Source organism: Caldicellulosiruptoraceae bacterium PP1 (assembly GCA_041320695.1).
In the GTDB taxonomy this organism is placed as follows: Bacteria; Bacillota; Thermoanaerobacteria; order Caldicellulosiruptorales; family Caldicellulosiruptoraceae; genus JBGGOQ01.
Genome location: JBGGOQ010000001.1, coordinates 339,724 through 359,507 on the forward strand (window position 1 = coordinate 339,724; position 19,784 = coordinate 359,507).

The 19,784-nt window shown below is 29.8% G+C and carries 24 protein-coding genes; 6 read left to right on the forward strand and 18 right to left on the reverse strand.

Annotation, left to right across the window (positions count from 1 at the left end; translation table 11 throughout):
• Positions 1–85 precede the first annotated feature (85 nt).
• The 6 genes from ACAG39_01680 (at position 86) to ACAG39_01705 (ending at position 7,653) form a co-directional block, all read left to right on the forward strand.
• Positions 86–1,105, forward strand: a complete 1,020-nt coding sequence (locus ACAG39_01680; GenBank protein ID MEZ0535939.1) for a sugar-binding transcriptional regulator — start codon at positions 86–88, stop codon at positions 1,103–1,105.
• Positions 1,106–1,167: 62 nt separating this feature from the next.
• Positions 1,168–2,181, forward strand: coding sequence for a type I glyceraldehyde-3-phosphate dehydrogenase (gap, locus tag ACAG39_01685; protein ID MEZ0535940.1), 1,014 nt, complete (start codon positions 1,168–1,170; stop codon positions 2,179–2,181).
• A gap of 87 nt (positions 2,182–2,268) precedes the next feature.
• Positions 2,269–4,221, forward strand: coding sequence for a triose-phosphate isomerase (gene tpiA, locus ACAG39_01690; protein MEZ0535941.1), 1,953 nt, complete (start codon positions 2,269–2,271; stop codon positions 4,219–4,221).
• Between the two features lie 18 nt (positions 4,222–4,239).
• Positions 4,240–5,778 (forward strand): 2,3-bisphosphoglycerate-independent phosphoglycerate mutase, encoded by a 1,539-nt coding sequence (gene gpmI / locus ACAG39_01695; protein ID MEZ0535942.1) that lies wholly within the window; start codon positions 4,240–4,242, stop codon positions 5,776–5,778.
• A gap of 47 nt (positions 5,779–5,825) precedes the next feature.
• A complete protein-coding gene (gene eno, locus ACAG39_01700) occupies positions 5,826–7,127 on the forward strand; it encodes a phosphopyruvate hydratase (protein MEZ0535943.1) in 1,302 nt (433 codons plus the stop codon).
• Positions 7,128–7,332: 205 nt separating this feature from the next.
• A complete protein-coding gene (locus ACAG39_01705; protein MEZ0535944.1) occupies positions 7,333–7,653 on the forward strand; it encodes a LysM peptidoglycan-binding domain-containing protein in 321 nt (106 codons plus the stop codon).
• Between the two features lie 499 nt (positions 7,654–8,152).
• On the opposite strand, the gene ACAG39_01710 is transcribed toward ACAG39_01705, so the two are convergent.
• The 18 genes from ACAG39_01710 to ACAG39_01795 form a co-directional block, all read right to left on the reverse strand.
• The gene (locus ACAG39_01710) at positions 8,153–9,217 is read right to left on the reverse strand and encodes a DUF3854 domain-containing protein (protein MEZ0535945.1); all 1,065 of its coding nucleotides are present in this window, start codon (positions 9,215–9,217) and stop codon (positions 8,153–8,155) included.
• Between the two features lie 277 nt (positions 9,218–9,494).
• Positions 9,495–9,977 (reverse strand): DUF5697 family protein, encoded by a 483-nt coding sequence (locus ACAG39_01715; GenBank protein MEZ0535946.1) that lies wholly within the window; start codon positions 9,975–9,977, stop codon positions 9,495–9,497.
• A gap of 45 nt (positions 9,978–10,022) precedes the next feature.
• Complete coding sequence (locus ACAG39_01720; GenBank protein MEZ0535947.1) at positions 10,023–10,214, reverse strand: hypothetical protein; 192 nt, start codon at positions 10,212–10,214, stop codon at positions 10,023–10,025.
• A 4-nt stretch (positions 10,215–10,218) separates the two neighbouring features.
• A complete protein-coding gene (locus tag ACAG39_01725) occupies positions 10,219–10,416 on the reverse strand; it encodes a hypothetical protein (GenBank protein ID MEZ0535948.1) in 198 nt (65 codons plus the stop codon).
• A 5-nt stretch (positions 10,417–10,421) separates the two neighbouring features.
• Positions 10,422–11,009, reverse strand: coding sequence for a reverse transcriptase-like protein (locus ACAG39_01730; protein ID MEZ0535949.1), 588 nt, complete (start codon positions 11,007–11,009; stop codon positions 10,422–10,424).
• A 98-nt stretch (positions 11,010–11,107) separates the two neighbouring features.
• Positions 11,108–11,605 carry a JAB domain-containing protein gene (locus ACAG39_01735; protein MEZ0535950.1) on the reverse strand — a complete coding sequence of 166 codons (498 nt, stop codon included), beginning with the start codon at positions 11,603–11,605 and terminating at the stop codon, positions 11,108–11,110.
• Between the two features lie 156 nt (positions 11,606–11,761).
• Positions 11,762–11,917 (reverse strand): hypothetical protein, encoded by a 156-nt coding sequence (locus tag ACAG39_01740; protein MEZ0535951.1) that lies wholly within the window; start codon positions 11,915–11,917, stop codon positions 11,762–11,764.
• A 138-nt stretch (positions 11,918–12,055) separates the two neighbouring features.
• Positions 12,056–12,265: a hypothetical protein gene (locus ACAG39_01745; protein ID MEZ0535952.1), complete on the reverse strand. Its 210-nt coding sequence runs from the start codon at positions 12,263–12,265 to the stop codon at positions 12,056–12,058.
• A 52-nt stretch (positions 12,266–12,317) separates the two neighbouring features.
• Positions 12,318–12,665, reverse strand: coding sequence for a hypothetical protein (locus ACAG39_01750; GenBank protein MEZ0535953.1), 348 nt, complete (start codon positions 12,663–12,665; stop codon positions 12,318–12,320).
• A gap of 155 nt (positions 12,666–12,820) precedes the next feature.
• Positions 12,821–12,958 (reverse strand): hypothetical protein, encoded by a 138-nt coding sequence (locus tag ACAG39_01755; GenBank protein ID MEZ0535954.1) that lies wholly within the window; start codon positions 12,956–12,958, stop codon positions 12,821–12,823.
• Positions 12,959–13,097: 139 nt separating this feature from the next.
• Positions 13,098–14,063, reverse strand: a complete 966-nt coding sequence (locus ACAG39_01760) for a RecB family exonuclease (GenBank protein MEZ0535955.1) — start codon at positions 14,061–14,063, stop codon at positions 13,098–13,100.
• Positions 14,064–14,110: 47 nt separating this feature from the next.
• The gene (locus tag ACAG39_01765; protein ID MEZ0535956.1) at positions 14,111–14,662 is read right to left on the reverse strand and encodes a thymidine kinase; all 552 of its coding nucleotides are present in this window, start codon (positions 14,660–14,662) and stop codon (positions 14,111–14,113) included.
• A gap of 268 nt (positions 14,663–14,930) precedes the next feature.
• The gene (locus ACAG39_01770) at positions 14,931–15,467 is read right to left on the reverse strand and encodes a type II toxin-antitoxin system PemK/MazF family toxin (protein ID MEZ0535957.1); all 537 of its coding nucleotides are present in this window, start codon (positions 15,465–15,467) and stop codon (positions 14,931–14,933) included.
• Positions 15,468–15,538: 71 nt separating this feature from the next.
• Entirely contained in the window at positions 15,539–16,651 is a 1,113-nt protein-coding gene (bet, locus tag ACAG39_01775) for a phage recombination protein Bet (protein ID MEZ0535958.1), read from the reverse strand.
• A 286-nt stretch (positions 16,652–16,937) separates the two neighbouring features.
• Entirely contained in the window at positions 16,938–17,177 is a 240-nt protein-coding gene (locus ACAG39_01780; GenBank protein ID MEZ0535959.1) for a hypothetical protein, read from the reverse strand.
• Between the two features lie 45 nt (positions 17,178–17,222).
• Positions 17,223–17,699 carry a hypothetical protein gene (locus ACAG39_01785; protein ID MEZ0535960.1) on the reverse strand — a complete coding sequence of 159 codons (477 nt, stop codon included), beginning with the start codon at positions 17,697–17,699 and terminating at the stop codon, positions 17,223–17,225.
• A gap of 214 nt (positions 17,700–17,913) precedes the next feature.
• A complete protein-coding gene (locus ACAG39_01790) occupies positions 17,914–18,522 on the reverse strand; it encodes a sigma-70 family RNA polymerase sigma factor (GenBank protein MEZ0535961.1) in 609 nt (202 codons plus the stop codon).
• A gap of 404 nt (positions 18,523–18,926) precedes the next feature.
• The gene (locus ACAG39_01795) at positions 18,927–19,781 is read right to left on the reverse strand and encodes a tyrosine-type recombinase/integrase (GenBank protein MEZ0535962.1); all 855 of its coding nucleotides are present in this window, start codon (positions 19,779–19,781) and stop codon (positions 18,927–18,929) included.
• Positions 19,782–19,784: the final 3 nt, after the last annotated feature.

Sequence of the window (19,784 nt, forward strand, 5' to 3'; positions counted from 1 at the left end):
TAAATATGTAATTAGTGGTATAATATTAAGCGGGACGATTTTGTATATGTTATGGGTAATATATGTCCCAATGGAGTAGATAATTATGAATGATAATATTGATTTAATTAGAAAAATTGCACCTGAAATCTTACCACTAATTGAAAAAAGATATGATATTTTAAACACAATTAGATATTACCAACCTATAGGTAGAAGATTATTAGCTGAAAAACTTGGTATTGGTGAAAGAAATGTTAGAAATGAGATAGAAAATTTAAAGTCTATGGGTCTTGTTACTATTACAGAAAATGGTATGTATATAGTTCCTGAAGTAGAAGATATTATTGAAAATCTTTCACATATAGTATATGATATAAAAGGATTGGTTGATGTCCAAAAAGAGGTAAAATCAATTTTACAGGCAAAAGATGTTTTTATAGTTCCAGGTGATGCTGATAAAAACCCCTTAGTATTAAAAGAAATTGGTAAACTTGCAAGTAAGATCATTCTACCTTATCTTTCAGATATTAAAACTATAGCAGTAACTGGCGGAACTACTGTTAAAGAGGTTGTTGATTCTTTTCCTAAACTAAATTACAAAAATATCTTGGTTGTTCCAGCACGTGGTGGCATAGGACAAGAAGTTGAAAAACAAGCAAATACGTTAGCATCAGAACTTGCTAAAAAAATTGGTGGATCATATAAACTTCTTCATTTACCTGATAATATGGATGAAGAGGTATACAAACTAATAATTAAGCAAAAGGATATTATAGATGTTTTAAATGATATCAATAGGGCTGATATGTTGCTATTTGGTATAGGTAATGCAATTGAAATGGCTAAAAGACGGCGATTTGATGATAGTTTAATTAGTATATTAAATAATGTTGGTGCTATTGGAGAAATTTTTGGTTACTATTATAACAAAAATAGAGAAATTGTTTACTCAACAACAACTATAGGTATAAAACTTGAAACTTTAAAAAATATTAAATATATGATTGGTGTTGCTGGTGGAAAACATAAAGCACAAGCAATACTTTCACTTGGTGATATTAGATATCAAACTATATTTGTAATTGATGAAGGCATTGCTGAAGAAATAATAAGATACAAATAAGTTAATAATACCGTTTCAGCGGTATTAAATAAATAATACAATATGAAAGGAAGGGTTGTCTCATGGCAACAAAGATTGGTATTAATGGTTTCGGTAGAATTGGTAGAAATGCTTTTAAAGCTATTTTAGCAAAATATCCAAATGAATTTGAAGTTGTCGCAATTAACGACTTAACAGATCCAAAAACACTTGCACATCTATTAAAATATGACTCATGCTATGGAAAATTTGAAGGAACAGTTGACTATACTGATAACTCAATAATTGTAAATGGCAAGGAAATAAAGGTTACTGCTGAAAAAGATCCAGCTAATCTTCCATGGAAAGAATTAGGTGCTGAAATTGTTATTGAATCAACTGGTAGATTTACAAAAAAAGCAGATGCAGAAAAGCATATCCAGGCAGGTGCAAAGAAAGTTGTTATTTCAGCTCCTGCTACAGATGAAGATATAACAATAGTTATGGGTGTTAACCAAGATAGCTATGATCCAGCTAAACATCATGTTATTTCAAATGCATCATGTACAACTAACTGTTTAGCACCAGTAACAAAGGTTATTGACCAACATTTTAAAGTTGTTAGAGGTTTAATGACAACAGTTCACTCATATACAAACGATCAACAAATTCTTGACTTACCACATAAAGATTTAAGAAGAGCAAGAGCTGCAGCTTTATCAATAATTCCAACAACAACAGGTGCTGCAAAAGCAGTTGCTCTCGTATTACCACACTTAAAAGGTAAATTAAATGGTTTTGCATTAAGAGTACCAACACCTACTGTATCAGTAACTGATGTTGTTTTTGAAGTTGAAAAGTCAACAACTAAAGAAGAAGTAAATGCTGTATTAAAAGCAGCTGCTGAAAATGAATTAAAAGGTATTTTGGGATATAGCGAAGAACCATTAGTTTCTGTTGACTACAAGGGTGATGAAAGATCATCAATAGTTGATGCACTTTCAACAATGGTTATGGATGGTAATATGGTAAAAGTTGTTGCTTGGTACGACAATGAATGGGGTTACTCAAACAGAGTTGCTGATTTATTAAAATTCTTAGTTGAAAAAGGTCTATAATTTATTGCAAAAAACTAACTGGTTTGGTTCATTCCAAGCCAGTTAGTTTTAACATTTATTAATTATGATGTATTGAGGTGATTTTTTATGCCAACATTAAATAAAAAAACAATAGAAGATATAGAGGTAAGTGGAAAGAAAGTTTTAGTTCGTGTTGACTTTAACATTCCGCAAGATGAAAATGGAAATATTACTGATGATAGAAGAATAAGAGAAGCACTTCCTACAATAAAATACTTGATAAATAATAATGCAAAAGTTATATTAGTTTCTCACTTAGGTAGACCAAAAGGCAAATTTGATATGAAATATTCTATGGCACCTGTTGCTAAAAGATTATCAGAATTACTTGGTAAGGATGTAGTTTTAGCAAAGGATGTTGTTGGAGAAGATGCTCAAAAGTGCGTATCAGAAATGAAAGAGAAAGAGGTTGTCTTACTTGAAAATGTAAGATTCCATAAAGAAGAAGAAGCTAATGATGAAGAATTCGCTAAAAAACTAGCTAATCTTGCTGACATATATGTAAATGATGCTTTTGGAACAGCTCATAGAGCTCATGCATCTACTGCAGGAGTTGCAGAATTTTTACCGGCAGTTGCAGGATACTTAATGAAAAAAGAAATTGAAATGCTTGGCAATACTTTAGCAAAACCTGAAAGACCATTTGTTGCTATTTTAGGAGGTGCTAAAGTATCTGACAAAATTGGTGTTATTACAAACTTGCTTGAAAAAGTTGATAGCTTAATTATTGGCGGAGCTATGGCTTATACTTTCCTAAAAGCAAAGGGATATAAAATTGGACTATCAAAATGTGAAGATGATAAATTAGATGTGGCTCTTGATATAATGAAAAAAGCAGAAGAAAAGGGCGTAAATCTATTACTTCCTGTTGGAAGTATAGTTGGTAAAGAATTTAAAAATGATACTGAATTTATGTATGTACCATCAGATGCAATGCCAGATGACATGATGGGAATGGATATTGGAAATACAACAATTGAGTTATTCTCAAAAGAAATTAAAAAGGCAAAAACTATAGTTTGGAATGGACCTATGGGTGTATTTGAATTTCCTAATTTTGCAAAAGGAACTGAAGCAATTGCAAAAGCTGTTGCAGAAGCTGTTACTGAAAATAATGCTATTGCAATTATTGGTGGTGGTGATTCAGCTGCAGCAGTAGAAAAACTTGGCTTTGCAGATAAAATGACTCATATTTCAACTGGTGGTGGTGCTTCACTTGAATTCTTAGAAGGTAAAGCATTACCAGGAGTAGTTTGCTTACTAGATAAAAACCCAAGAAAGAAAATAATTGCTGCTAATTGGAAGATGAATAAAACTCCAGATGAGGCAAAATCTTTTATAGAGGAACTAAAATGTTTAATTTCTGATGTTTCAGCTGAAGTGGTTATTTGTGCTCCTTCAATACTTGTAGCTTATGTTAAAGAAGCTATACAAGGAACAAATATTAAATTAGGTACTCAAAATATGTTTTATGAAGATAAAGGAGCTTACACTGGAGAAATCTCTGGCCCAATGTTAGAGAAAATTGGGGTTGAATATGTTGTCATTGGACATTCAGAAAGAAGACAATATTTTGGTGAAACAGATGAAATTGTAAACAAAAAGGTTCTTGCAGCTTTAAAATATGGTATTAAACCTATCGTATGTGTAGGTGAAACATTACAGCAAAGAGAATTCGGAATAACTGATGAGTTAGTAAGATTACAAACAAAGATTGCTTTTAATGGTGTATCAAAAGAAGATGCTGTAAAAATTGTAGTTGCATACGAACCTATATGGGCTATTGGAACTGGTAAGACAGCTACCCCAGAGGAAGCAAATAGAGTTATCGGTGTAATTAGACAAGTACTATCTGAAATATATGATGAAGATACAGCTTCATTAATTAGAATTCAATACGGTGGTAGCGTTAATGCAGGAAATGCTTCAGATTTATTTAGTATGCCAGAAATTGATGGTGGATTAGTTGGTGGAGCAAGTCTAAATGCTCAAGAGTTTTCAAAAATTCTTCATTACTAATATTAAAGGGGAAACAAAATGAAAAGACCAGTAGTATTGATTATAATGGATGGTTGGGGGTACAATCCTAAAAAAGAATACAATGCAGTTGCTTTAGGAAATACTCCTAACCTTGACTCTTATCAAGAAAAGTACCCATATACTTTGATAGGTAGCTCAGGTATGGATGTAGGTCTTCCAGAAGGACAGATGGGTAATTCAGAGGTTGGACATCTTAATTTAGGTGCGGGTCGTATAGTATATCAAGAATTTACTAGAGTAACTAAATCAATAAAAGATGGAGATTTCTTTGAGAAAAAAGAATTTTTAGATGCTATTGAAAATTGCAAAAAGAATAATTCTTCATTACACTTAATGGGACTTTTATCAGATGGTGGAGTTCATAGTCATAATACTCATTTATATGCATTATTAAAACTAGCAAAAGATAAAGGTTTAAATGATGTATATGTCCATTGTTTTCTTGATGGACGAGATGTCCCACCTTCAAGTGCAAAAATATATATTGAAGAACTTGAATTAAAAATGCAAGAAATTGGTGTAGGCAAGATTGCGACAGTTATGGGTAGATACTATGCTATGGATAGAGATAAAAGATGGGATAGAGTAGAAAAAGCATATAATGCAATGGTATTTGGCGAGGGTGAATACGCTAATTCTGCAATCGAAGCAGTCGAGAAATCGTATCAATTAGGAAATACTGATGAATTTGTTCTACCTACTGTTATATTAAATAATAATAGTCCTGTTGGTAAAGTTAAGGAAAATGATTCAGTTATATTCTTTAACTTCAGACCTGACAGAGCAAGGCAAATAACAAGGGCATTTTGTGATATTGATTTTGACGGCTTTGAAAGAAAAACCGGATATTTTAAACTTTATTATGTTTGTTTAACTCAATATGATGTTACAATTAAAAATTGTTATGTTGCATTCAAGCCTGAAGGACTTGAAAATACTTTGGGTGAATTTTTAAGTAAGCTTAATCTTAAACAATTAAGAATAGCTGAAACAGAAAAATATGCACATGTTACTTTCTTCTTTAATGGTGGTGTTGAAACCCCAAATGCTAATGAAGATAGAGTATTAATTCCATCACCAAAAGTAGCAACTTATGATATGAAACCAGAGATGAGTGCTCATGAAGTAACAGATGCTTTACTTGAAAGAATAGAAAGCGATCAATATGACGTAATTATCTGCAACTATGCAAATGGTGATATGGTAGGACACACTGGTGTATTAGATGCAGCTATAAAGGCAGTGGAAGCTGTTGACGAATGTATAGGGAAGGTTGTTAATAAGGTACTTGAAAAAAGTGGTGTTGTTATAATAACAGCTGACCATGGTAACTGTGAACAAATGCTTGATTATGAAACCGGAGAACCACATACAGCTCACACAACAAACAAAGTACCATTACATTTAATTGGATTAGGAAATGTTAAACTAAGAGATAATGGAATACTTGCTGATATTGCTCCCACAATATTAGACATATTAAATATACAAAAGCCTAATGATATGAAAGGTTTATCCCTTATAATCAGGGAATAATCTTTAATGTAATTATTATAAAAACTATTATGAAAGGAGATATATAAATGAAGGTAGATCTTTCAATTACTTCAGTTATAGGTAGAGAAATATTAGACTCAAGAGGTAATCCAACTGTTGAAGTTGAGGTTGTTGTAAATGATGAATATGTTGGTAGAGCAGCTGTTCCTTCAGGAGCTTCAACTGGTATATTTGAAGCAGTTGAATTAAGAGATGGTGATAAAAAAAGATATCTTGGTAAAGGTGTATTAAAAGCAGTTGAAAATGTTAATGAGATAATAGCACCAGAACTTATTGGGCTTAATGCATTAAACCAAACTGAAATTGATAAACTTATGCTTGAGCTTGATGGAACAGAAAATAAAGGAAAACTTGGTGCAAATGCAATTCTTGGTGTTTCACTTGCTGTTGCAAAAGCAGCTGCAACTGCATTAGGTCTTCCACTTTATCAATATATTGGTGGTGTTAATGCAAAATACTTACCAGTTCCAATGATGAATATTTTAAATGGCGGAAAACATGCTGATAACTCTGTTGACCTACAAGAGTTTATGATAATGCCAGTTGGTGCAAAGAGCTTTAGTGATGCATTAAGAATGTGTGCTGAGGTATTCCACAACTTAAGAAGTGTATTAAAAGCTAGAGGGTATAATACAACAGTTGGTGATGAAGGCGGATTTGCACCAAATCTAAAATCAAACGAAGAACCACTTGAAGTTATTGTTGAAGCTATACAAAAGGCTGGTTACACACCAGGGACAGACATTGCAATAGCTCTTGATCCAGCAACATCAGAGCTCTACAATGAAGAAGATGGAAAATACCATTTTGAAAGAGAAGGAAAGATAAGAACAAAAGAAGAAATGGTAGATTTCTGGGTTAAATTAGTAGAGAAGTATCCAATTGTTTCAATCGAAGATGGTGTTGCAGAAGAAGATTGGGAAGGCTGGAAGATGCTAACTGAAGCACTTGGTAAAAAAGTTCAGCTTGTTGGTGATGATTTATTTGTTACAAATACTAAGAGACTTGCAAAGGGAATTGAACTTGGTGTAGGTAACTCAATTCTTATAAAACTCAATCAGATAGGAACATTAACTGAAACTCTTGAAGCAATTGAAATGGCAAATAGAGCTGGTTATACGGCAGTTGTTTCTCATAGATCAGGTGAAACAGAGGATACAACAATTGCTGATTTAGTTGTTGCAGTAAATGCTGGCCAAATTAAAACAGGTGCTCCATCAAGAACAGATAGAGTTGCAAAATATAATCAATTATTAAGGATAGAAGAAGAACTTGGAGATGTTGCTGTATATCCAGGAATGAAAGCATTCTTTAATATAAAGAAGTAATAAAATAATTAATTTATATTTTTTATAAAGAGGTTACCCTAATAAATAATTAGGGTAACCTCTTTTTTTTTGCGGTTATAGATAAAAATATTATAATGGTTTGATTAAAATATAATTTTTTTAAAATTCTGTTGACATACAAACATTAGTTTGATATTCTATTTATAGAATATTAAGAACATAGTTTCGGAGGAATATTGTTTCTATGAGAAAAATTATTCGTATAAAAAACAAAAAAAGATTTTCTTTATCAATTAGTTTTGTGTTAACTATAATATTATTATGTATACTATCAACAGCATTTAGCAATAACATTAATGATTTTAAGAACATTAAATTTATTGAAGTTACTGTTCAGGAAGGACAGACACTTTGGGAACTATCAGAAAATTATGTAGATAACAGTATTGACATTCGAAAATATATTGATGTTATTGAAAAAATAAATAATATTGAAGGTGGTTATATTTATCCTGGACAATCAATTAAATTTATAAAATCCGAAGACTTTAAAAATATTTATTAAAATAATTTATTTATTTTATGGTTTTACTTAATAATTAAATTTGTCTTTATACGATAGATAAGATATATGATAAAAAAAGAACATCAATTTAATATGCAAACTCAAATAATTAATAATAAATCAATTATATAACAAGTGTATTAATGCCAGACTTGGTTTTAGCTGATGTTTTTAAAATATTTTGAAATATTTTTTATTAATAATTCTATATTTTTAGTATTATTATTTTAGTATTATTATTGAATATTCTTTAAAAATCCTTTGTTTATTAGATTTATTTATTTGTTTATTAGATTTATTTATTTGTTAAACCATATCTAATTTAAGTTAATAATATTTAATTTAAATTCTCTACATTGCACAAAATTTTTATTTTGTGCAATGTTATACTGTGCAATAATCGTATGTATATATATTATAATAAAGTCTTTTTGTTGTCAATATTATCCTTGTATTTTTTTCTCTTTTTTTGACCTAAAGAATAAAAATAAAGAGCGAATTAGCTCGCTCTTTTTCTTGACAATAAATAATCATCAATACCTTTATACCTTCTATCCCATTTTAATATTTTGAAATTAACATTAACATTCTTTAATAAATTTGCAATTTTCATTATGTTTTCTTTGACTTCTTTTTTAGAATATAGATCCATATCAAATGTCAAATATACTTTTTTAGGTTTTAACTTCTGCAAAACTTTTATAAGTTCATAATGGTTTGACGAAACTCCAGCTAATCCAATAAACGTTTTGCCTGACAAATATGAAGCAACATCAGCCTTTAATGCTCCTTCTGTTATATATATTTCGTCACTATATATACCTAATATACCCGAAATATGCAATCTTGATTCGGCTGATGTTCCATATTCACCAGCACTGCTACTGGAGAACCATCTATATTTACTGTCTTGTCCTTCTTCCATTCTTACCTGTAATCCCACAATTTGTCCTTGTAGATTTTTTACAGGTATTGCATAACCTTTGTATGATATAAAATCCCATTCTCCAGTAGTTTTATGTTTAAAAAAGCCTGGAATTCCTTCAAGGTTTAAACCTTTTTCTAATAACTTTTTGCAGACTTCAATTCTTTCAGTTTTTGATAAATCAAATGATTTATACTGGTTATTTTTTACGACAATATTCGACAAACCACGTTTTAATAAGTCTTGTTTATGCCTATCTTTTAGAGTTAGCATATTTAGAAGTTCACTATAAACTTTATCCCTTTGTTCATCAGTTGCTATTGCTTTTTCTTTTGTTATTGCTGACTTATAAATGTTTTTTACTTCACTAATTGAAAAATTGTCTTTTGTCAATTCTTTATAAGCCTCTTTTGTATCTTGAAACGTTAGTAATGCGTATAACTGCAACGCATTACCCTTTTCACCACACTTATGACATATAAAAGTATTCTTATGAATATTAATGTATAAGTGTCCTTCTCTTTTGTTTGTGCTGTCGCAAAAAGGGCATAAACAATTAAGTTCATTTCCTCTTTGCTTTTTAATAATTAAACTTACTTTATTCAATACCATTTCCATTGTAATATCTACTAACTTCATAGTTCCTTCCTCCCCATTGTAAAATAACTTAAATTCGCTAACTTTGATTAGCAAACTACCAAAAGGGGAGAAAGAAACCCTTTTGTATATCGCGAACTATCCTCTAAAAAACAATAAAAGCCATGTAAAAGCATATAATATCTTTTACATGGCTAACTGTTTTTCGGCAAACTGCTACGTTAACATTTTTATATATACACTTGTAAACACTATTTCCCTCACACTTATTATTATACCCATGTTGAAAAATTTTGCAACCATATATTTTAGATTTTCACTATAATTCTCTCCCATCTTTTAAAAAATATTTTGTTATTTTGCAATTTACCTTTAATATATCCTTACTTTTTTCATCTTCAATTATAAATATTACATTCTCTGGGGGTAAAATATTTATCATATCTCTTATTATAGTTTCTTCACCTTTCATTACATATGCTACAAATGCAGTTTTACCTTTAGTTGTTTTTACTACTGCAACATACGGATATTGTGCAGGGTTATAATCTGAAACTTTATCTTGTAAATTCTTACAGAAAAAATCAAGAAATCTTAATGTCCTTTCTTTTTCTAATGGGGATATTCTTGAATAAATTGGAATATAAGTATTTCCGTCTTGCTCAATTGATAAACCTTTTATAAGCCTTTTTATCTTTGCTTCTGGGTATGGGTGAACAAGTTCCTTTATATGCTCTATTTTTACACAACCCCATTTATATACAAATTGTTCAATCTCTTTTTCTGGACAATAAATTAACATTAAAAATTCCCCTCCTAAAATGATTTTACATGAAAAAAGGTGAGCTTACAACTCACCTTTCTCATACATTGCTAAAATTTCAAATAATTCTTCTTCTTGTTTTCTTTCTTCTTCTGATTTTGTTGTTTCTATTAGTTCCAGTAGATTTTTGATTTCCAAATTGAAGTGTTCAAGTTCCTTATCATTTTCTAATTCTTTCTTAATTTTTGCTTCTTCAAAATTAATAATCTTGCTCATATCTCTATGCTCCTTTTGTGTATAGATTATATGCACTTAATAATTCATAGTATTTCTTATCTAACATTTCAACAAAGGTATAATCACCTGTTTTATAATAATGTTCAAATGCTGGTATATATTTTTTCCTAATCTCTTTCATTTCGTTTTTAATTGAGCTGATCAAAGTTTGTTTATCAATATTTTTATTTTTTGCAAACATTCTTATCACCCCTTAATAATTTTTGTTTCTTCTAATTCTAAAGCTTTCTGCAAATGCTTGCAGATATTTTTTCTTATCTGAAAATCTGGACATGAACAAGATCTATGAAAAGTATCAACAACATATTCCTCTTTGCCATAAGCAATATATATATATTTTTTGATTTTTTCTAATATTACATTTGATGTATCTTTTTTGTCTAATTGCATAATAGCTTCATTAGAAAGTTTATCTGCTATTGTATTCTTTTCTCTTGGAATCCAATTGATAGATACATTTTTGAATTGAGTTATTAATTCCTCAACTTTTTGTGCCAAAGAAAAAAGGTGTGATTGGTTAATTCGCCAGTTTCCATTAACTTGATTAACGACTAATTGGCTATCTCCAAATATATTAATTTCTTCAATACCTAACTCTTTTGCTTTTTCTAATAATTCTATTAACGCAAGATATTCAGCTTCATTATTTGTTTTTACGCCAAGATATTTTGAATATGTTAATACTTCCTTATTGTTTTGGTCCAATATTACTATGCCAATTCCCGCATGTCCCGGATTGTTTTTGGATGCACCATCAAAATATCCTTTATACATAAAAGCAACCTCCTTTTTTCTTTCTTAATATGGTTATACCACGCTTTTTGAAAAAGTTATTAATATAAGAAAAAAAATAGGCAAGCGAAATATCTTGCCTACAAAATTTGTTCCTCTACGAATGAATAATAAGAACTTTCAGAAATAATTACACTATCAAGCAATCTAATACCTAATAAATTGCCTGCCTCTTTTAGCTTTCTCGTAAATTCTATATCTTCTGCTGATGGAGTGCTTAAGCCACTTGGATGATTATGAGCAAAGATAAATGATGTTGCATTTGCAATAATAAGCCTCTTAAAAATCTCTCGCATAGAAGTTGCACAAGAATTTATTACACCTCTTGCGACTTCAAATACACCTATAACATTGAGTTGTGTCTTGACTGCTAATACAACAATCACTTCTTCGGGTTCATTTTGCAATTCAATATTTTCTTTAAGAAATCTAACAACACTGTAAACATCTTGTAGTTTTTGATTGTAAGTAAATGTTTTTTCTTGAACCAGTGTTAGTCTATATTTTTTGCATACATACTTGAAATTGACTTTTTCATCAATATTAAGAGCAGGCATAAATGATAATTGTTCATACATATCAAACCCTTCCTTTCTTCGCAAACTGTTATAGGCAAACTGCCAAAAGGAAGAGTATTTTAACTTATTGTCTATTTTTAAAATTTAGTGGTATAATTTAATTAAGGGAACGTTAGAAGTATATATAAATGCGGAGTTTTGGAAATATTGAAGTGGTTAGTAAGTGGGATTACTTAACCACTTTTTTTTTATGTTTATTTTTAAAGGTTTGAAGCTAATATATATTTTATAATTTGCTTTCGATAAACTTATTGTAACCACAATAATTGATATAACAACAGAAATTAGTATATCCCTTATTATATCTTCCAAAACAATCACCCCCTATTCCTTATATATTATTTACCTCTAACGTTCCCATATATTTTTTTGGGGGTGAAAGTCCGCATTATTAGCTTCATAGCAAACTATTTTTGGCTAACTGCCAAATAAGAAGGCAGGGCAACCTTCTTATGCAATAATTTTTTCTGGTATTTGATACACAATTCTTGTTATAACATTTCCTTTTTCAACATCAATAATGTATTTGTTAAGCAAACTAATGGGATATGTTGAAAGTTTTTTCTTAACATCTTGTGTATCTTGCATACCAGAAGAACTTAACATGTATATATTACATGCCCTTATTGAATTAATATATACTACTGCAAACTTTATCATGTTTTTAACCCTCCCGCAAACTGTTATAGGCAAACTGCCAAGATAAGGGAGATTATGCAACTCCCTTATCTTCTTGTTGTTTACCCACAGACATTAATAAATCTTCGATAGTTCTTATTTTTTTGTCCACTTCTTCATATTCAAGGCTTAATATATCAAGATGAGCGTAAAGGTATTGCAATTTTGCAATAAGATCATTAAAATTACTTTGCATTTGTAAAGGAATATTATCAATAAATATAGAAAGTCTTGTCTGTGGTTTTTCTGGGAAATAACCATATTCGTTTGCAAATATAGTTTTCCCGATAAGGATTTGCAATTCTTTTTTGACTCTTTCTAATTGCTCTTTTGATAATGTTCTTACATCAACCAATTTTGAGTCATAAAACATTTTAATCATAACAAACTACCTCCCACGCTAACTTTTTTTGGCTAACTGCCAATAATAATAATTGTATTAATGATTTAATGCGTGGTATAATATTAGCAAGGGACGTATTGGGGTTTTATAGTAATGCAGATGTTGAATAAGAGGAACAGGTAGGATATTATTCCTTATCTGTTTCTTTTTTTTATGTTTATTTCAAAAGGAATTGATCTAATATTAATTTCAATTTTCCCTTTAGCAAAGCATATAACAATTATCATTGCTATAATAGTTATGATTATTGTTATTACTATTTCCTTATTCAACTTTTTCACCCCCTTTTCTTTTGTTTTATAACCCCAATACATCCATATCTATTATAGGGGGTGATACTGCATTATTAACTGTCCAAACATATTTTGCTAACTTTTTTTGGCTAACTGCCAAGAGGGAGTGAGGCAAGTTTTAGCTTGCCTCTAATTTGCTATTGGTTAGTCTTAAAGATATTTTTTTAGTCCCTAACTTCTCTAATTGTTCATCTGTGAGCTTTAACTTTTTTAGACTGGTGAGTGTTACATTTAGGTATTGTAATGGGTCTTTGCCAAGACTCTTTATATAGTCTGAAACCTTTTTAATGTCAAAATCATAGCTATTAACCGTTGTTAATTTCCATATGCTATTATCTGTTTTTACTTCTCCGTTCTCGTCAATATATTGTTTCAGCATTTCCTTTTTTAACTCTAATTGAGCTTCTAATTCTTCAATTTGTTTTGCAAGTTCTGTAATATCTTCAACATCTTTTACGTTATTACATACTGTTTTATAAGGACATTTCAAACAATTTTGAGTGTTTTCTGTTGGAGTAAATTCATTTATGTCTTCTGATGTTGTAAATAAAAATTCTTTTTCTGATATTTCTTCCATTGTCTTTTTCGCCCAATCTAATGTTTCTTGAATTTGTTTCTCGTCAAGCTTTAAGTCCTTTTCTTCATTAAAACGCAAGTAGTGAAAAGCAACATTATTAATGTCAAAACCTTCTTTTTTAGTAAAATGGTAATATAAATACAACTGTCTTGGATCTGCTGTCTTTTGCCATGATGTTTTCCAATCAATTATTTTTCTTTCTTTCTCAACAATAATATCAATTACTCCGTCCATTACAATACCATCAAGATTAAACTTAAATTTTCTTTCTACTAATTCTACTGGTTGTGGTTGCAATTGCCTTACCCTGCTGTTCAAATAAGGGTTTAATTCTTCGTTATACTCACCAGTAGTTATGAACCTTGCAATGCCTTCATGTATTCTTTTGCCTAACTCCATAGCAGGTGTTGTATATTCGATACCTGCTATATACTTGTAATAATATGCCTTTGGGCATCTCTCAAAAAGTGTAAGTTTAGAAAAGCTACCATTCCATAACTCTAACATACTAATCCCTCCGCTAACTATATTTGGCTAACTGCCAAAGCAGAGGGTTATCTCTGCTTGTTGTAACACTTTCTACATAGAGGGATATATTTATCATCTGCACCTACAACAATTCTGTCAGTTTCGTTTGATGTTCTATGAGAAATCCAAGCATCTTCGCCACATATTACACAAATAGCATGATGTTTATATACATAGTCGGCTATTGGCATAACTATTTTCATATTTTCAAATGCATTTCCTTTGTAATCAATATCGAGTCCCGCAATTATTATTATTTTGTTTTTATCGAGTAACTCATTTAATATTTCAGTTATGTTTCTTTTCGATTGATAAAATTGAAATTCATCTAAGCCATAAACATCGGTATCATATTCCAATATTTCATCTAAATACTTTATAGGAATAGCTTGATGACTGTTAGTCTTTGTATGAGTTATGACTTCTGTTTCGCTATATCTTTTGTCAATAACAGGCTTGAACAAAAGTGTTTTATATTTTGCAAACTTAAATCTTCTTAATTCTTCAATAAGTGCTGATGTTTTGCCAGAGAACATGCTCCCAGTATGGATTATAAGCCTTCCTTCATACTGTTTCATTATAAAACACCTCGCTAACTTTATATTTGGCCAACTGCCAATTAAAAAAGACAAAAGCCCCAATAAACAGAAATTTCTGCTTATTGAGGCTAACTGTTGTTTGCAAACTGAATACTAAAATTTGAATATAGAAGGACTTTAGTCCTTCGTGCTACCGCTAAGGGTATAGAACCAAAGGTAATCTATAAAATCACCGTGCTGCCGCTAAGGGCAAAGAATATATAACAAATTAATTTACAATTTCAATTTTATTTTACCCTATTAAGTTTTAAAAATCAATATTATTTATATATAATTCAACTATTTTTTTGTCAATCTTATCCAGTATTTTATTATTTACTTTACCACAGGTAGATATAATTCTTAGTTTGCTAATGCTTTTAATATTTGCAATATCTACATAACTATTATTTCCATCCAAAGAATCTATTTTACCTACAAAAATGCAACTTTTTTGTTGAACTGTCCTATTATTTTTTGATGTTATTGGCACAACAACAACTGAACCTAATGTATTAGGATTATATTTATCTAAAACAATTGCATAACGAATTTTGTTTTTTTCTGTTCCTATATTATAACCAAAATTAACTCTTACTATATCACCACGTTTGAAATGTCCTAATTTTTTATAATCATCTCCTTTTTGATATTTTTTACTTTTGACATAAAGATCAGTCTTTTGCAATAACCATTTTAAGTAAAAAGAAAAATCGTATATTTCTTCAATAGAAATAGTATTTAGAATACTTTGAAACTTTTGATTTAATCGTTGAATTATTTGATTTATTTCTTCCTTTTCCATTTCATATTATCTCCTTCCTTTCGCAAACTGTATTTGGCAAACTGCCAAAGCAGGGGAAGGGGAAACCCTGCTTATTCTTCAATGGATAATATCACAAGTGCATTATTAATCTTTTCACAGACCATTTTCTTTATAACAAAGCCTTTTTTCAATATTTCAAAATGGCTTTGTTCATTTGTGAAAGCTGTTATAAGCTCTCCATCCATTGTTGTAATTGATACTTTCATATAATCTTTGCCAGTTTTTTTATTTAGATGTAAAGATGAATTTGTAACAAGCACATTCTCTATTATAATTTCTTCTTTTAGGACTTTTACATCTGGCTTTTTTTCTTGTTGTATTTCTTCTTTTGCTTCATCAATTAGTTTTTGCAAAGGTGATTTTGTTTCGTTTTGTTGTTCAGTGTTTACTATGTCGTTTATTGGTTCATATGGTAGTTGTGTGCTATCCATTGGCATTTCTTCAGGAGCATACATTCCTTGAAATTGCTCTGGGAAGGCTTCTCTCAATGCTTGGACTAATGCCACTTTTTTTATCATTGTAGCTGGCATTTCTCTCCAACTTCTTGTAGGTTGTCCCTCCTTATTTCTTCTTATATATTCTTGGAGAGAAACACTAACTTCTGATGGAACTTGCCAATCTTTTCGATAAACTTTAGCCCAACCACCTACCAATTCTTCATCTGGCAGGACTAATGTTCCTACTCTGTACTCTAACTTAGGTTCTTTTAAAAGTTCAAAAACATAGTTGATTAACTCAATTAGTTGCATTTTTCCTTTTTCATTTGTTTCAATTGCTTTTGTCTTTTCAAAAAGTTGTTGTCTAATTTCATCTACTTTTCTACTGTTTTTCTTTCGAACAATCACTCCTGCCTGCCATCCTGCACACAATTCACACTTTGCTGCTCTCTTTGTGAATGTTTCTTTACCAACGACGATTGTAGCAGGTTCTTTGTCTGAGTATTTTATCAAGTATGCTTCTCTCAAAAACGGATTCAGTCTTTGATGCTGGCATAGTTTTAAAAACATGATGGCTTCTTCATTAGTTACCTTTGCTGGGTCACCGCTGACTAAATATTTTTTGATAATTTCTGGTGAAAGTTTTATTCTTCCTGTTTCTGTTTCATATTCTATTTCCCCTTCTAACAATTCTGCATTATTGTTTCTTACTGCTAATTCACTCATACTAACCTCTCCTTTCGCAAACTGTATTTGGCAAACTGCCAAAAAGGAGAGTCTATAAAAAACAAAAAAGCCCTAACGAACAATATTTGTTGTTCATTAAGGCTAACTGTTTTTGGCAAACTGATTTATATTCCTTTAATTTAGTTACTGTCTAATATATAATCATAAATTTAACTTATATATCATTTTTCGTTCACCTATTTTCTATTACATTATAATTATACCACTTTTTTAATTTGTCAACAACTTCTTTCTAACTATTTTTTGCTAACTGCCAACGTGGGAGTTATATTCTCCCACATAAATAATCCCAGTATATCTCTGGTTGCATTTGTTTTTGTCCAAGCTGATATAAATGTGTAGACTTTAGTATCTTTATCGCACCTTCATTATCTTTTACCTTATACATATATGTTACCTTTACGCCTTCACTATCAGCCTCTTCTATTATTTTTGCCCCTTTGTCCAACTTTTCCAGATTCTTTAGAGCAATTTTACTTAATATTCTTTTTACTAACAAACTCATATTAATCCCTCCGCAAACTGATTTTGGCAAACTAAATTTGGCAAACTACACATCTTTGATAATTTCTTCTATAAGGCTTTTAAGATCTTCGTCTTTTTCTAATTTTACTTCTGTAATTTGTTCTACTTTTTCATCAATAACTTCAATTAATTCTAATTCACTGTCAATCCATTCATAATAAATTTCTTCAACTATCTCCAATTGTTCTTGATATTCCATTTTTGGAAAGTCACTTAACCTAAATATTAGTTCTCTATAAATAAACAATTTTGGAATAATCCCACGACCAATGCTGTCTAATAAGCCATGTAAATTATTTAATAATAAGTTATTTTGCTCATCTTCGAGCAGTTCTGTCATTATCTTATATATTGCTTTTTCTGGTAATACTAATTTCGCCTCCTTTCCAGTAATATGATCTTTTTGGTATAAAACAATTCTGTCTACTGTTCCTTTGCTATCTGTTAATATAACCGAGCTTGTAAAAAATACATTGTCATTAGTTAATACAACTTTTTTCATAACAAACTACCTCCTGCAAACTGTTTTTGGCAAACTGCCAAATGTTATGTAAAAAAACAAAAAGCCATACAAGAGACTTTTAATCTCTTATATGGCTAACTGTTTTTGGCTAACTGTTATTTTAACATTTTTATTTATGCAGTTTAATATATTTTTTCCCCTTCTTTTTTACAATATATATTATACCACTTTAAAAAAATATTTTGCAATATTTTTATGCTACGTTTAAAAGTTTTTTGCATTGAACTCTTATTTTGTAAATGATAAATTTGATCTTACTTTCATCAATGTTTATTTCTTTTGCTATTTCATAATTTGAATAGCCTTTTGATTTTAGTATTAATATTTGCTTTTGTTCTTTAGTTAGTGTTGAAAGTATTTCGTTAAGCATTATTCTTTTTTCTACTTGCTCTTGAATATCATCATTAGATGAAATAACATCTTTAAGTGTAATATTTTCATCATCTGCAATAACTTCTTCAAGTGAATGAGTATTAGGTATTGAAAAAACATTACAATTTCTAAATGATGGACGTATGTTAGTATCTCTAATAATACATCTTTGGATATTTCGCTCTATCCAGTAGTAAGCATACGTGATAAATTTTATGTTTTTACTTGGATCATAGTTATTAATTGCTTGTATTATTGCAAGATTTCCTTCTTGCAATAAATCTTCATACAGGCTTGGTTTGTTATACTTTCTGATAACTGCTTTTACTACTGGCTGGAACATGTCAATTATTTCTTGCATTGCTTCTTTATCATGTCTTTTTGCTCTTTCAATTAATTCAAACTCATTTTTACTTCGCAAACTGTTCATGGCAAACTCCTCCTTAAACTTAAATTTAAGGAAAACAAAAAAGGGCAGAAAACACCTTTAATGTTTTCTCCCCTTTTCTATTGACTTTATATGGCAAACTATTTATAAATGCAAACTATATATATTAATTATACCACATTTTTTATTATACAAGCAAAATATAAATAATTTTAATAAGTCAGCAAGAACTCTTGTGACTTTAATCATGAGATGAACTGCTGACAAATATAGTTATTGCTTCTGCTTAATAAAACTATCTCTTTGGGATTAATTTGTTTGTATTTCTTTGAAACCTGCAAGTAGTTCCCATCTATATCTTGAACATATAAATAATATTATTGCTTTTTTAATAATAAGATTCATGTTTTGCATGACTCTTATTATTTTCTCAATTAAAACTACTTTTACAACATATTCATTTTATTTTTTAATTCCTTCATAGCTGGCTTGATATATATTCTTGTAGTTTCTATATTAGAATGTCCTGCTAATGCTGATACTTCTACAATATTAAAACCTTTTTCTAAAGCACGTTTACAAAAATAATGTCTTAATTGATGAGGACTTATTGGTTCAATTCTTGCAATGTAACAGTATTCTCTTATCATTTTAAATATTGTTGCTCTATTCATCTTGCCTCTTTCACCAATAAAAAGATAATCTACTGTATCAGCATATTTATATTTATATCTTTCTTTGAGCCATTCGTTAATTGCTTCTTTTACAGTAGTGTTCAAAGGTATACTCCTTTGTTTGCCACCTTTGCCATAATATATAATAAGCTCATCTTTTATGATGTCGTTGAGCCGAATATTACATAACTCCGATACTCTTATGCCAGTATAGGCAAGAGTATAGAATATAGCTATATCCCTTTTGCTACCATAATGAACTATACTTTCCTCTAATTTATTAAAATCCTTGTTATCCATCTTTACTGGCGATGTGAATGTTTTTTGAATATCAATAAAATACTCTTTATTGAATGGATTAGTTTCTAAAATTCCTTTTTCAATAAGAAAATCACAATAAGATTTAATTGAGGCTAAATAGTTATTTATAGTTTTTGCATTTATTTTTCTAACAGTCATAAGATAACTTTTATAATTTCTTATGTGTAAAGGTAAAATCTTATTGTCAAACTCTCTATCATAGCTTTCTTGATACCATTTAATAAATAATTTAACTTTCTGAATATATAAATTAATAGTATTATCCATTTTACCCTTATCCTGCAACCATAATTTATAATCTTCCATAGC